Genomic DNA, 13,595 nt, shown 5'->3' on the forward strand with positions numbered 1-13,595 from the left:
CCTTCAGTCTTCATCAGATAGATAGTTCGGCGAACAGGTATTTATGCGGACATTTTAGTCGAAGCCGCCAGCCACGCATTGATATCGGCGACCGCTTCGCGCAGCAGGCGCTCCAGCGGCGGGGTGCCGGCCAACTCGCCCCACAGCAGCGCATCGGCGCAGTACGCACGCAATGGATCGGCAGCGTCCAGCATGGCGCGCACCGTTGCGGGATCAAACACGCCGTCCTGATATTCGTAACTCAGACCGCCCTGCTTCCAGCGCTGCAGGAAGATGAAAAACAAGGCCGGCAGCTGCGCCGTGGCGCGCGGCTGGTGCCCACGCGCCAAACTGTCGCTGATGGTCGGACGGATAAAGCCCGGGATCTTGGAGAAGCCATCCGCTGCCACACGCTGATTCGTATCCTGAATCGCCGGATTGCCGAAACGCGCCAGCGTCGTGTCTCGATAAGCTTCCAAATCGAGCGGGCTGGGCGTCAGACTGGGAATGACATCCTGCGTGATGTAGTCGTAGGCCATGCGATGAATGTCTTCATGCGCAGTGCCTTCATGAATATAGTTGAGACCGATCAGCGTACCTGCCCAGGCGATGCAGCTGTGGCTGGCGTTGAGGATGCGAATCTTGGCTTCTTCGTAGGGCAAGACCGACGCGACCATTTCCACGCCGACCTTTTCCAACGCCGGGCGGCCGGCTTTGAAATCATCCTCGATCACCCATTGAATGAAGGACTCCGCCATCAATGCGGAGGGATCGTCAATGCCGGTTGCTTCCTTGACGCGCTGACGCACGGCATCGGTGGGACGCGGCGTGATACGGTCGACCATGGAATTGGGGCTGGTGACATTGTTGCGCACCCATTCCAGCAACTGCAGATGACCACGCAACGCCAGGAACTGCTGCAAACCGCTGAAGAAACGTTCGCCGTTGTGGCGCAGATTATCGCAATTAAGCAGCGTCACGCCACCCGCGTTGTCGTTATGACGCGCCTGCAATATTGCCGTAACGGCGCCATAGATCGTGCGCCGATCGCCGGCGAGATCGGCGGCCAGATCAGGCTGATGCACATCCAGCTGATGCACATGATCCAGGTAATAACCGCCTTCGGTGACGGTAAAGGAAATCACACGGGTGCGCGGCGCGGCCCCGGTTTTCACCAGGCTCTTCAACTGTACATCCCAAGGCACGATATCGCGGATCGCACGAATGGTTTCATAAGCACGCTGCCCCTGCGGAGTCACGGTCTCGAGCGTATAGCTACCTTCACTTTTTTGCAGTTCTTGCAACAGCGGCGCCATATCGGAACGGATATTTGCCAATGCCAGTTGCCAGCGGCGATCTTCATCATTGCCGCGCTCGCGCAGACGGTGCAAATAGACGGCCTGATGCGCCCGGTGAAAAGATCCGGCTCCGATATGCAGCCAGACCAGGTCGTTTTTTGAATCGCGATTCGTCATGTTGTCCTCTATTGCTTTGTTACTCAATTACTGTGCTGCTTGTACGCTATTAATCACATCCCTAGCCGCGCTTCAATGCACCGCAGCCGCATGCACTTCAAGACGCGGTACCGCACTGCCATCCTGACGGAACAGGTGGCAGCGGCCGGCGTCGGCGCCAATATCGATCACGCTGCCGGAAGCGATCTTCATGCTGTCCGGCACGCGCAGAATCAGAGACTCTTCCGATGCTTCGCTGGCAGCGTACAGATAGGAAAAATCACCCAGTAATTCCATCGCTGCGAAGTGTGCCTGCAGCATGGGCTTGTCGGTGACGATGTGTAAATGTTCCGGACGGATGCCCAGCGTGACCTTGTCGCCGACCTTCAGCGTGCCGGCCTCGACAGCGGCCAATTGCTGTCCACCGCCGGGCAAATGAACTTGCACGCCTGCTTCGCTCAGAGAGGCGACCACGCCGTCAATGAAATTCATCTTCGGTGAGCCGATGAAACCCGCGACGAAACGATTGGCGGGATGGTGATACAACTGCTGCGGCGTCCCCACCTGCTCAATACGTCCCGCCGAGAGCACCACGATCTTGTCGGCCAGCGTCATCGCTTCGATCTGATCGTGCGTAACGTAAATCATGGTGGTCTTCAGATCGTCATGCAGCTTGGAGAACTCCAGACGCATCTTCACGCGCAAGGCGGCATCGAGATTCGACAAGGGTTCGTCGAACAAAAATACACTTGGCTGGCGGGTAATTGCACGCCCGATGGCGACGCGTTGACGCTGGCCGCCGGACAAGGCGCGCGGCTTGCGATCGAGCAGATGATCGATGTGCAGGATCTTGGCGGCGTGCTGCACGGCGCTATCGATCTCACCCTTGGACTTGCCGGCGATCTTGAGGCCGAACGCCATGTTGTCGTACAGCGTCATGTGCGGATACAGGGCATAAGACTGAAACACCATGGCGATGCCGCGCTTGGATGCCGGTACGTCGTTCATGCGGCGCTCACCGATGTTGAGTTCACCGGCGCTGATGTCCTCCAGACCGGCAATCATGCGCAGCAAGGTCGACTTGCCACAGCCGGACGGACCGACAAAAACGACGAACTCACCATCGTCGATGTCGAGGTTGATATCGCGCATGACTTCAGTGTCGTCGTAGCGCTTGGCGAGGTTACGGATGGTGACGGCTGCCATGGAAGTCTCCTTGTTTCTCTGTGTCTCAATGATCTCGTCGCGATGACTGCCAGTAAATACCAACGATTACGATGGCGACGATGTTTTGTATGAAGGTTGCTGCGGCTTGTCCAGGCGATTTGTTCAGGCGGCGTCTTCTGCCAGCAGTCCAGTAATCAACGCCGGCAACTCACGCATGTCGTCGAACACCAGTTCGGCGCCGGCCGCGAGCAGCTTCTGATGCATGCCCTCCTTATCGTGCGCCACGCCGGTAAAGCCCAGTACGCGCATGCCGGCACTGCTGGCCGCGCGTACGCCGGTGACACTGTCGTCGACGGCGACGCACTGCTGCGGTGCGATCTTGTAGCCTTCGGCAGCTGCGAGATAAACATGCGGCGCCGGCTTGGGACGGCCGACATCATGCGCGCTATGGATGTGCCCCTCGAACATGCTCAGCAAACCGCAACGGCGCAGACCTCGCACGATGCGATCGCTGCTGCTGTTGCTGGCGACGGCTTTGGGCAAGTCGATTGCCTTCAAGGCTTCTGCAATGCCGGGCACCAGTTGCACTTCGTCGCCGCAGGCGATACCGACGGCAGTATTGATATCGGCATATTGCACAGCATTCAGGCCGAAGCCGAACTCCACATCCAGTTCGTCGAGCAGCAATTCGGTGAACATGCCGAGCCGGGAAGCAATCGCGTGATGCAGCTTGTCGCCGTCTGCCGGATCTTTCAGCAGCGGCAGCAGGTGCTCATGCAGCACGCGCAAAGCGATGCTTTCACTGTCGAGCAGTACACCGTCGCAGTCGCACACCAGATGCGTGATTCTTGATGTCATGTGTTCTTTCATTACTTCACGGCGCCGAAGGTCAGGCCGCGCACCAGTTGTTTCTGCGCCAGCCAGCCGAGCGCCATGATGGGAGCGATCGCCAGCAGCGATGCTGCCGACAGCTTGGCCCAGAACAAGCCTTCCGGATTGGAATACGAGGCGATGAAGACCGTCAGTGGTGCGGCATCGACGCTGGTCAGGTTGAGACTCCAGAAGGCTTCATTCCACGACAGGATGATGAGCAGCAAGGCCGTCGAGGCGAGCCCCGGCATGGCGGTCGGCAGCAATAGATAGATCATTTCTTGCCAGGCGTTGGCACCGTCGATGCGTGCAGCTTCGAGGATCTCTTTCGGCACATCGTTGAAGTAAGTGAACGCCATCCACACCGCAATCGGCAGGTTGATCAACGTGTAGATCAGGGTCAGTCCGGTCACCGAATCAAGCATGCCACTGTTCTTTGCCAACAGATAGATCGGCACCAGCACACCGACAGCCGGCATCATCTTGGTCGACAGCATCCACAGCAACAATTTTTGCGTGCGCCCGGTCGGGAAGAACGCCATGGAATAGGCCGCCGGCACCGCAATCAGCAACGCCAGAAAGGTCGATCCCAGCGACACGATCATGGAATTCTTGACGAAGGACAGATAGTTGCTGCGCTCGAAAACTTCGCGAAAGGTATCAAGCGTCGGCATGAAGATCAGGCTCGGCATATAGGCCTGATGCTCCGTCTTGAACGCCGTGACGGCAACCCAGAAAATCGGAAAGAACAGCACGATGGCGCAAGTCCATGCCAACAGCCCCACCCAAAGCGGGCTCTTTTTTGTATCGTTCATTTTTCGTTCGCTCCCTTCAGATTCTTCGCCAGCATGCGCACCAGGAAGAACGACACGATGTTCGCCAGCACGACCGCGAAGATGCCGCCGGCCGAGGCGATGCCGATATCGAATTGCTGCAAGCCGATGGAGTACACGAGGTAAGTCAGATTCGTGGTTTCCGTACCGGGGCCGCCTGCCGTGGTGGTAAAAATTTCAGCAAATACCGACAACAGGAAAATGGTCTCGATCATGATGACCACGGTGATCGCGCGCTTGAGATGCGGCAACACGATATAGAAAAAGATACGGATCGGCCCGGCGCCATCCAGCTGCGCAGCTTCTTTCTGGTCGCCGTCGAGCGATTGCAAGGCAGTCAGCAGAATCAGGAAAGCGAACGGTATCCACTGCCACGACACGATGATGATCACCGACAGCATCGGATATTCAGCCAGCCAGTCGATCGGTTCCATGCCGAGGTGACGCATGACGAAGGCCAGCATGCCGTAGACCGGATGCATGATCATGTTCTTCCAGATCAGCGCGGCGACGGTCGGCATCACAAAGAAGGGGCCGATCACCAGCAGGCGTGCGATACCGCGTCCGCGAAACGGCTGATCGAACAACACCGCTAGCAAGGTACCGCCGATGACACTGATGCCCAGCACCGCCCCGATCAGCAACGCGGTGTTGGCGATGGATGGCCAGAAGGCGGGATCTTCCAGCAAGAACTGGTAGTTCTCCAAACCGACGAAGCCGGTCTGGTCAGGTGCCATCAGGTTGTAGCGATTGAACGAGAAGTACACCGTCATCGCCAGCGGCACGATCATCCACAGGAACAGCAAGGCCACGGCCGGCGTCTGCAGCAGACGGATCGGCAGGAAACGCTCGCCGCCCGTGCGCTTTCCGCGACGGGATTTTTGGGTGGATGAAGGTGAAGCGCTGGCTTCAGGAGGCATTGGAGAAGTATTCGATATCGACGACATGGCGGCCTCGATGCAATCAGGTTCGGGCCGGCATCTTGACGATAATCCGGCTGAATTCGGTTAAACGGTTTCATGCGCCGCCCGGCATCAAGCCGGGCAAGCGCAGCAAGTCGGCATTACTTGATGTAGCGACCTTGCTTCATCATGCGCACCGTTTGCGCCTGCGCCGTCTTCAGCGCCGCATCCGCAGTGCCCTTGCCCGCCAGCGCACCGGCAATAGCTTGCCCGGTAATCGTGCCGATGGATTGGAACTCCGGAATCGTGGCGAACTGGATGCCGGTATAAGGTACCGGTTTCACCGTCGGATTGTTGGCGTCGGCATTCTGGATTGCATCGAGTACGAAGTCGGAAAACGGCGACGACTTTTTGTAATCAGCCGAAGCGTAGGTCGATGTACGTGTACCCGGCGGCACCAATGCCCAGCCGCTGTCCTTGGCGACCAGTTTGATGTAATCCTTGGAGGTGGCCCAGGCCGCAAACTTCTTGGCGGCTTCTGGCGACTTGGAAGATTTCGGCACTGCCAGCGACCAGATCCACAGCCAATGCGAACCCTTGTCGGTGGTTGCCATCGGCGCCGGTGCAAACGCAGTCTTGTCCGACACCTTGGAATCCTTGCCGTGATACAGCATGCCGGCAGCGACGGTCGCATCTACCCACATGCCGCATTTGCCGCCCGAGAACAGCACGAGGTTTTCATTGAAGCCGTTGGAGCTGGCGCCCGGCGGACCGGATTTGCGCATCAGGTCGACGTAGAAATTGACGGCCTGCTTCCATTCCGGCGTATCAAGCTGCGGCTGCCATTTTTCATCGAACCAGCGGCCACCGTAGGCATTGACCATGGTGCCGACCAGCGCCATGTTTTCACCCCAGCCGGCGCGGCCGCGCAAGCAGATGCCATAGACGCCCTTGGCGGGATCATGCAGTTGCGATGCCAGCTTGCCGATTTCTTCCCAGGTCGGCTTCTCAGGCATCTTCAGATTCTTTTGTGCGAACAGATCCTTGCGGTAATAAGTCATCGAGCTTTCCGCATAGAACGGCAGCGCATACAGCTTGCCGTCAGTCGTCAGGCCTTCACGCACGGTCTTGATCAGATCGGCTTCGTCGTAGTCGGCAGGCAGGCCGATCATCGGCGCCAGCCAGCCTTTCTTGGCCCAGATCGGCGCTTCATACGCACCGATGGTCATCAGGTCGAACTGGCCGCTGTTGGTGGCGATATCGGTGGTCAGACGCTGGCGTAGAACGCTCTCTTCCATCGTGACCCAGCGCAGCTTGATGTCGGGATTGGCTTTTTCGAACTGCGGCGACAGCTTTTGCAGCTCGATCATGTCGGGGTTGTTGATGGATGCGATGTTTAGTGTGACCGGCTCGGCGGATGCCATGCCGGCGATGCCGACTGAACCGAGCATTGCGATAGCGGCAGCAATGCCTGTACTAACACGTGCAACAGGGGCGCGAAGTTTCATGCTTGTCTCCAATTGTGTGCGGGCTGAAGAACGTCCGAAAAGGACCGTCTTTGCCTCGATGTAGTTATTGAGCAAAAAATCTGTTTGCGAGCAAATAATCAAACATTGGCCATTGAAAGTCAAGCATTTGCATTTTTCTTGAGCAAATATTCAATTTTGATAATAATGCGATGTCGTCGGCCAACTCCGTACAATGCCGGATCGCCTGAACTGTCAACCATGTCATTGCGTGGAGGGGACGACAGCAGGTTCATCACAAGGAAAATCGATGTCATCCAGCTCATCCAAACTCGATCTGGCGGCGCGCGCCGCGTGGATGTACTACGTCGCCGGCAATACGCAGAACGAGATCGCGGAACGTCTCGGCATTTCGCGCCAGATGGCGCAACGCATGGTGGCCTATGCCAGCGCATCGAATCTGGTGAAGGTGCAGATCACGCATCCGATTTCGTCTTGCCTGGAATTGGCGCAGGGCCTGCAGCAGCGTTACGGCCTGGAAGTGTGCCGCGTGGTGCCGAGCGCCGTTGCTGACGAACCCGCCGGGGATGATGCGCAAGGCACGCAGCAAATGCTCGCTGTGGCCGGTGCCGAGCTGATGGAACAATATCTGCGCCAGGAAGCGCCGTTGATCGTCAACGTCGGCTCCGGCCGTACGCTGAAAGCCGCCATCGAAAAAATCAGCGAAATGGAGAGACCGCAGCACCAGATCGTCTCCATGATCGGCGCCTTCGCCTCGGACGGCTCCGCCAATCGCTACGACGTCGCCCTGCTGGCGGCGGAAAAAATGCAAAGCCGCTTCTATCTGCTGCCCGCGCCACGCGTCGCCGAGAGCGAAGCTGATCGCAAGCAATGGTGCAATCACCGCGCCTATCAGATCGTCACCGGCCTGGCGCAAAAGGCCGACGTCACCTTCCTCGGCATCGGCACTATTGCCCTGCAAGGCGCGATGCATGAAGACGGCTTTATCGACGACGACGAAGTGGCGCAATTGCAGCAGCAGGGTGCGGTCGGCGAGTTGATTTGCCACGCCTTCGATGCAAAAGGAAAAATGCTGATTTCACCACTGGCGGCACGCATCACCACCCCGCCGCTGAGTACGCCACCGAACAAACCGGTGATCGCCATGGCAGGCGGCCGCAAGAAGGCCGAAGCCGTACGCGGCGCCTTGCGCGGCGGCTGGCTGACCGGTCTGGTGACGGACGAATATTGCGCGCAATTTGCGTTGCATGACGATTGAGTTTTAACGCAGTCACATCAAGAATTTTCAAAATCAGCACATTAGCAACGCGGAGACATCCATGCCCCACCCCATCGAATTCGTCGTCTTCGGCGAAGCCCTGACCGATTTCATTCGCCAGCCCGGCGGCGAATGGCGCGCCCTGCCCGGCGGCGCCTGCTGGAACGTTGCCCGCGTCGGTGCACGCCTCGGTGTCGCGACCGGTTATGCCGGCAGTATCAGCAGCGACGTCTTTGGCGAGGAATTGCGTGTGCTCACGCAAGAAGCCGGACTCGACATGCGCTACCTGCAGCAAGTCGACAAATCGCCGTTGCTGGCGATGGTGACGTCAACTACGCCGCCGAATTATTTCTTCGTCGGTGACGATAGTGCCGACCTGCATTTTGATCCGGCCAAATTGCCTGCAGGCTGGATGGACGACGCGCGCGTCTTGCACTTCGGCTGCATCAGCCTGACGCGCGAACCGCTGGCGTCGCGTCTGCTGGCGATTGCCACCGAAGGGGCTCAGCGCGGCAAACGCATCGCCTTCGATCCCAACTGGCGCAAGCTGATGGATCAACCCGATTATCACGTCTTGATGCGCAAGCTGTTGGCGCTGTCGCATTACGTGAAGGTGTCGGATGAAGATCTGGAGAAGCTGTTCCCTGGCGATGCGCAGCCGATAGCAACGCTGAAGGCCCTGGCGCCGCAAGCCGAAATCCTGTTCACACGTGGCGCAAACGGACTGTCGTGGATCAAGGGAGAGAGCGTGATCGATCAGCCGGCTTATCGGGTTGAGGTGATTGATACCGTGGGTTGTGGCGATGCGTCCATGGGCGGCTGGATTGCCAGCATTTTACGGCAGACGGATGCGCCGGTGATTCAGCATTTGCAGTGTGCTGCCGCGGCGGCTGCGTTGTCGGCGGCGCGGGCGGGGGCTTATGCGGCGACTTGGGGTGAGGTGCAGGAATTAGTTAATCGCTGAGCGCGATGGCTTGTTTTTATTTTATTTTGTTCCGACCAGCTTTTAGGTAACTGATCTTGTTCTTTCTTCGATCAACCTTTGCCGGGGGTAGCCCGGCGGCTACTCACTTTTCTTGTCTCGCCAAGAAAAGTAAGCCAAAGAAGCGACCGCTAGGTCGTAGCCCCTTCGGGGTCCCCAGCGCCGTCAGGCACAAATCGGGAAGGGAAAACAACTCGCTGTGCTCAGACATTTTTCCCTTCTTTTTCCGATTTGCACCTGCCGTCACCGGCTACTCTCAAGCGGACTTCGAGACGGGCTCGCTTCGCATCGCCAGGGTACTGCGATGTTTTTTTCTTTGGCCTTATTTGCTTACTCTGTCGTTCCAACGAAAGTTGGAACCAAGAGTCGTGAAGACGGATGAGTAAGCGCAAACGTCACTGGATCCCAGCGTTCGCTGGGACGACGATATTAAAAGATAGAAATGAAATTTGTGGCGTCCCCTGTACTTGACACCACGATGCCGAAGGCGAGCCAACCAGGGCGATGCGCAGCGAGCCCGTCTCGAAGTCCGCTTGAGAGTAGCCGGTGTCAGTGGGTGAAAATCGGATTAAGAAGGGAAAAATGTCTGAGCGCAGCGAGTTGTTTTCCCTTCCCGATTTTCACCCGCTGGCGCCGGGAACCCCGAAGGGGCTACGACCTAGCGGTCGCCTTCTTTTGCTTACTTTTCTTGGCGAAGCAAGAAAAGTGAGTAGCCGCCGGGCTACCCCCGGCACGGTCGTCCGAAGAAAGAAAAATCCAAGCTACCAACATAAGCAAAGTCGGAACAAAATCAGCCAAGCTTCTCCAACTTAGCCACACTCAAATCCAACAACTTCATCCCAAACTTACCAAAGTTGATATGCGCCCGCGTACTCCCGCCGCCGCCCTCAATATTGACAATCACACCCTCACCAAACTTGGCATGCGCCACATTCTGCCCAATCCGCCACCCCGAATCCGGCCGGCTGAAATTCTGCGCAATCTTGTTATTTCCTGATTCAGGCGCCGCATCCCAGGCCGATTTTGGCTGAGCGAACCAGCTATGCTGTTGCTGCTGAATCTTCGGCGACAACCACTTGATCGACTCATCCGGCAGCTCATCAAAGAAGCGTGAGCGCATGTTGTAGCGCGTCTGGCCATGCAACATGCGGGTCTGAGAAAAGCTCATGTACAAGCGCTTGCGTGCACGCGTAATCGCGACGTACATCAGGCGTCGTTCTTCTTCCACGCCGCCCTCTTCCTTGGCGCTGTTCTCATGCGGGAACAAGCCTTCTTCCAGACCGGTGATGAACACCGCATCAAACTCCAAGCCCTTGGCCGAATGCACCGTCATCAGTTGCAAGGCATCCTGTCCGGCCTGCGCCTGGTTGTCGCCGGCTTCCAGCGAAGCATGCGAGAGGAAAGCCGACAGCGGCGACATGATCGTCGTCAGCGAGGCATCGGCGTCAATGATCTCAATGCCGTCGGCGGTGGTAATGGATGTCCCCGCAACGGCTTGCGCCTGCGGACCGAGGAAGGCAGGCGCATCCAGGCCATAGCCTTCTTCCGACACAAACAGGGTCGCAGCACTGACGAGCTGCTCCAGGTTTTCGATACGGTCGGCGCCTTCTTTTTCGTTCTGGTAATGCGTGATCAGGCCGCTGGCGTCGAGCACTACCTGCACCATTTCCTGCAGCGGCAGATTCTGCGTTTCAAAACGCGCGCCTTCGATCAGCTTGATGAAGCCGTTCAAGGAAGAACCAGCCTTGCCGGCAACATACGGTACGGCCGCGTACAGCGAGCAGTTGTACTGACGCGCGGCGTCTTGCAATTGCTCCAGCGCCTTGGCGCCGATGCCGCGGGTCGGGAAGTTGACCACGCGCAGGAAAGCGGAATCGTTGTGCAGATTGTCCATCAACTGCAAATAAGCGATCGCATGCTTGATTTCAGCGCGCTCGAAGAAGCGCTGGCCACCGTACACGCGGTAAGGAATTGCCGACGAAAACAAGGCATGTTCCAGCACGCGCGACTGCGCATTGGAGCGATACAGCAAGGCGATCTCGCTACGCGACCAGCCTTCGGCAATGAGGTTCTTGACCTGCTCGATAATCCATTGCGCTTCCTGCAGGTCGCTGCTGGATTCGAAGATGCGCACTTGTTCGCCATGACCGGCGTCGGTACGCAGATTCTTGCCGAGACGCTTGCTGTTGTTGGCGATCAGGATGTTGGCGGCGTCGAGGATGTGACCGTGCGAGCGGTAGTTTTGCTCCAGCTTGATCAGATTCTGCACGCGAAACTCGCGCTCGAAGGCCGTCATGTTGCCGACGTTGGCGCCGCGGAATGCATAGATGCTCTGGTCGTCGTCGCCCACTGCAAACACGGCGCCGCTATCGACCTGCCCCTGGCCAGACATCAGCTTGAGCCATTTATATTGCAAGTCGTTGGTATCCTGAAACTCGTCCACCAGCACGTGGCGGAAACGGCGCTGGTAATGCTCGCGCAGCGGCTGGTTGCGCGACAGCAGCTCATACGTGCGCAGCAGCAGTTCGGCAAAATCGACCACGCCTTCGCGCTGGCATTGCTGATCGTAGAGGTCGTACAGCTCGACGAACTTTCGATTGTAATCATCATGCGCTTCTACATCTTTGGCGCGCAGCCCCTGATCCTTGGCGCCGTTGATGAAATACATCAGGTTGCGCGGTGGATACTTCTCGTCGTCCACGTTCATCTGCTTGAGCAGGCGCTTGATGGCGGACAACTGATCCTGCGAATCGAGAATCTGAAAAGTCTGCGGCAAGGCTGCGTCACGGTGATGCGCGCGCAGCAGGCGATTACACAAGCCGTGGAAGGTACCGATCCACATGCCGCGCGTATTGATCGGCATCATTGCCGACAGGCGCGTGAGCATTTCCTTAGCAGCCTTGTTGGTGAAGGTCACCGCGAGGATGCCCGACGGCGACACTTGCCCGGTCTGGATCAGCCATGCAATGCGGGTCGTCAATACACGCGTCTTGCCTGATCCGGCGCCGGCCAGAATCAAAGCGGATTGTGCGGGAAGAGTGACGGCGGCGAGCTGCTCGGCGTTGAGATTGTGGAGAAGATTTTGCATCCTGCGATTATACGTGGGTGCGTCATCCTCAGCGCGCCATCACCCTTGATTCTTCCATCGAAAAATTCGCCGAACCAGACCAAATCCCGCGCTGCCAGCAGGTTTGCGGCAACAAGAGTAAAATTCTGCACTGCAACATGGCATTGAGGCCGGTTGCCCTCTCTTACTCCCTATCATGTCCGAAGAAGCTCTACGTTCCACTCCTGTCGCCGCACCTGAAGCAGCGCCTGACGCTACCCCTGCGCAATCCGCAGTCATCGTCCAGATCCTGTCGACGGTGTTGTTCACTTTTCTTGCCTATATGACCATAGGCATCCCGCTGGCGGTCTTGCCGGGCTATGTGCATCTGGATCTGGGCTACAGCTCCTTCATCGCCGGTCTGTCCATCAGCGTGCAATACCTGTCCACCTTTATCACCCGTGCGCAAGCCGGCCGCATGGTCGACACCGTCGGCCCCAAGAAAACCGTCATGCGCGGCATGCTGGCCTGCGTCGCCAGCGGTGTCTTCCTCGTGCTGGCCGCCTGGTCGTCGGAACTGCCTTGGCTGAGCCTGTCCATGATTCTGGTCAGCCGCTTCTGCCTCGGTATCGGTGAAAGCCTGGCCGGCACCGGCTCCATCATCTGGGGCATCGGCCGCATCGGTGCCACCCATACCGCACGCATGATCTCGTGGAACGGCATCGCCACCTACGGTGCACTGGCCATCGGCGCACCGTTGGGTGTGGCCTTGCAGCATGTGGCCGGATTTTCTTCCATCGGCTTCATCGCGCTGGCGCTGCCGCTGATCGGCTACCTGATTGCGCGCCGTCGTCCTGCGGTGCCGGTGGTGCGCGGTGAACGCCTGGCCTTCCGCCTGGTGCTCAATCGCGTGCTGCCTTACGGCATCGGCCTGGCGCTGGGCACGGTCGGCTTCGGCGCGATTGCCACTTTCATCACGCTGTATTACGCCAGCCATAACTGGTCCAATGCGGCGTTCTCGCTGACGCTGTTCGGTGGATTTTTCATCGGCTCGCGCCTGCTGTTCGCCAATTCGATCAACCGCTTCGGCGGCTTCAAGGTCGCCATCGCTTCTTTTGCCGTCGAAGCCGTGGGCCTCAGCATCCTGTGGCTGGCAGGTTCGGCGGAAGTCGCCATGGTCGGTGCGGCGTTGGCCGGCTTCGGCTTTGCATTGGTATTCCCGTCACTGGGTGTGGAAGCTGTCGGCCTGGTGCCGGCGCCCAATCGCGGCGCGGCGCTAGGAGCGTATTCGGTCTTCCTCGATCTGGCGCTGGGCATCACCGGCCCGCTGGCCGGGCTGATCGTGGGCCAGTTCGGTTACGAAGAAGTCTTCCTCTTCGCCGCCATCGGTGCGCTGTGCGCGGTGGCATTGACTTTGTCGCTGTATCGCCGCGCGCAGATTACAGAAAAGACAACTTAAACTAACTCCTTGTGATGGAGTCAATCATCCCCAAGTGCTAGAGAGCCTGACAAAATGCCGATGGCAAGGCGCGCCGACGAAGACAGTACTGCGTACGGCTAGGAGGCGTAACGCCGCAAGCGGCATTTTGTCAGGCTCTCTATTCATGGGGTCGCGGT

Annotated in this window: 9 protein-coding genes and 1 pseudogene; 3 read left to right on the forward strand and 7 right to left on the reverse strand. The window is 58.2% G+C overall.

The features are described 5' to 3' along the window. Positions 1–41: 41 nt before the first annotated feature. The 6 genes and pseudogenes from dalD to PQR63_RS12260 form a co-directional block, all read right to left on the reverse strand. Positions 42–1,454, reverse strand: a complete 1,413-nt coding sequence (gene dalD / locus PQR63_RS12235; RefSeq protein WP_408168158.1) for a D-arabinitol 4-dehydrogenase — start codon at positions 1,452–1,454, stop codon at positions 42–44. Between the two features lie 72 nt (positions 1,455–1,526). Beyond that, positions 1,527–2,639 (reverse strand): ABC transporter ATP-binding protein, encoded by a 1,113-nt coding sequence (locus tag PQR63_RS12240; protein ID WP_408168159.1) that lies wholly within the window; start codon positions 2,637–2,639, stop codon positions 1,527–1,529. A gap of 123 nt (positions 2,640–2,762) precedes the next feature. Continuing rightward, the gene (locus tag PQR63_RS12245) at positions 2,763–3,458 is read right to left on the reverse strand and encodes an HAD family hydrolase (protein ID WP_408168160.1); all 696 of its coding nucleotides are present in this window, start codon (positions 3,456–3,458) and stop codon (positions 2,763–2,765) included. Between the two features lie 11 nt (positions 3,459–3,469). Then, a pseudogene (locus tag PQR63_RS12250) lies at positions 3,470–4,252 on the reverse strand (carbohydrate ABC transporter permease); the annotation flags it as partial. A 29-nt stretch (positions 4,253–4,281) separates the two neighbouring features. Next, on the reverse strand, positions 4,282–5,250 hold the full coding sequence (locus PQR63_RS12255; protein WP_408168161.1) for a carbohydrate ABC transporter permease: 969 nt from the start codon (positions 5,248–5,250) through the stop codon (positions 4,282–4,284). 116 nt (positions 5,251–5,366) lie between these two features. Beyond that, entirely contained in the window at positions 5,367–6,656 is a 1,290-nt protein-coding gene (locus PQR63_RS12260) for an ABC transporter substrate-binding protein (RefSeq protein WP_408168331.1), read from the reverse strand. 325 nt (positions 6,657–6,981) lie between these two features. On the opposite strand from PQR63_RS12260, the gene PQR63_RS12265 reads away from it, so the two are divergent. Both PQR63_RS12265 and PQR63_RS12270 read left to right on the forward strand, forming a co-directional pair. Then, positions 6,982–7,950, forward strand: coding sequence for a sugar-binding transcriptional regulator (locus PQR63_RS12265; protein ID WP_408168162.1), 969 nt, complete (start codon positions 6,982–6,984; stop codon positions 7,948–7,950). A 61-nt stretch (positions 7,951–8,011) separates the two neighbouring features. Further along, the gene (locus tag PQR63_RS12270; protein WP_408168163.1) at positions 8,012–8,914 is read left to right on the forward strand and encodes a carbohydrate kinase family protein; all 903 of its coding nucleotides are present in this window, start codon (positions 8,012–8,014) and stop codon (positions 8,912–8,914) included. An 808-nt stretch (positions 8,915–9,722) separates the two neighbouring features. On the opposite strand, the gene PQR63_RS12275 is transcribed toward PQR63_RS12270, so the two are convergent. After that, a complete protein-coding gene (locus PQR63_RS12275) occupies positions 9,723–12,020 on the reverse strand; it encodes a UvrD-helicase domain-containing protein (RefSeq protein WP_408168164.1) in 2,298 nt (765 codons plus the stop codon). A 175-nt stretch (positions 12,021–12,195) separates the two neighbouring features. Here PQR63_RS12275 and PQR63_RS12280 point away from each other — a divergent pair, with 175 nt between their 5' ends. Further along, the gene (locus PQR63_RS12280) at positions 12,196–13,437 is read left to right on the forward strand and encodes an MFS transporter (protein WP_408168165.1); all 1,242 of its coding nucleotides are present in this window, start codon (positions 12,196–12,198) and stop codon (positions 13,435–13,437) included. Positions 13,438–13,595: the final 158 nt, after the last annotated feature.

The organism is Herbaspirillum rhizosphaerae (assembly GCF_046025915.1).
Taxonomy (GTDB): Bacteria; Pseudomonadota; Gammaproteobacteria; order Burkholderiales; family Burkholderiaceae_D; genus Herbaspirillum; species Herbaspirillum rhizosphaerae_A.

What these genes read in the sequence shown, in the direction of transcription:
- dalD (WP_408168158.1), bottom strand. Translation starts at nt 1,454, where the DNA reads ATGACGAATCGCGATTCAAAAAACGACCTGGTCTGGCTGCATATCGGA.
- PQR63_RS12240 (WP_408168159.1), bottom strand. Translation starts at nt 2,639, where the DNA reads ATGGCAGCCGTCACCATCCGTAACCTCGCCAAGCGCTACGACGACACT.
- PQR63_RS12245 (WP_408168160.1), bottom strand. Translation starts at nt 3,458, where the DNA reads ATGACATCAAGAATCACGCATCTGGTGTGCGACTGCGACGGTGTACTG.
- PQR63_RS12255 (WP_408168161.1), bottom strand. Translation starts at nt 5,250, where the DNA reads ATGTCGTCGATATCGAATACTTCTCCAATGCCTCCTGAAGCCAGCGCT.
- PQR63_RS12260 (WP_408168331.1), bottom strand. Translation starts at nt 6,656, where the DNA reads ATGCTCGGTTCAGTCGGCATCGCCGGCATGGCATCCGCCGAGCCGGTC.
- PQR63_RS12265 (WP_408168162.1), top strand. Translation starts at nt 6,982, where the DNA reads ATGTCATCCAGCTCATCCAAACTCGATCTGGCGGCGCGCGCCGCGTGG.
- PQR63_RS12270 (WP_408168163.1), top strand. Translation starts at nt 8,012, where the DNA reads ATGCCCCACCCCATCGAATTCGTCGTCTTCGGCGAAGCCCTGACCGAT.
- PQR63_RS12275 (WP_408168164.1), bottom strand. Translation starts at nt 12,020, where the DNA reads ATGCAAAATCTTCTCCACAATCTCAACGCCGAGCAGCTCGCCGCCGTC.
- PQR63_RS12280 (WP_408168165.1), top strand. Translation starts at nt 12,196, where the DNA reads ATGTCCGAAGAAGCTCTACGTTCCACTCCTGTCGCCGCACCTGAAGCA.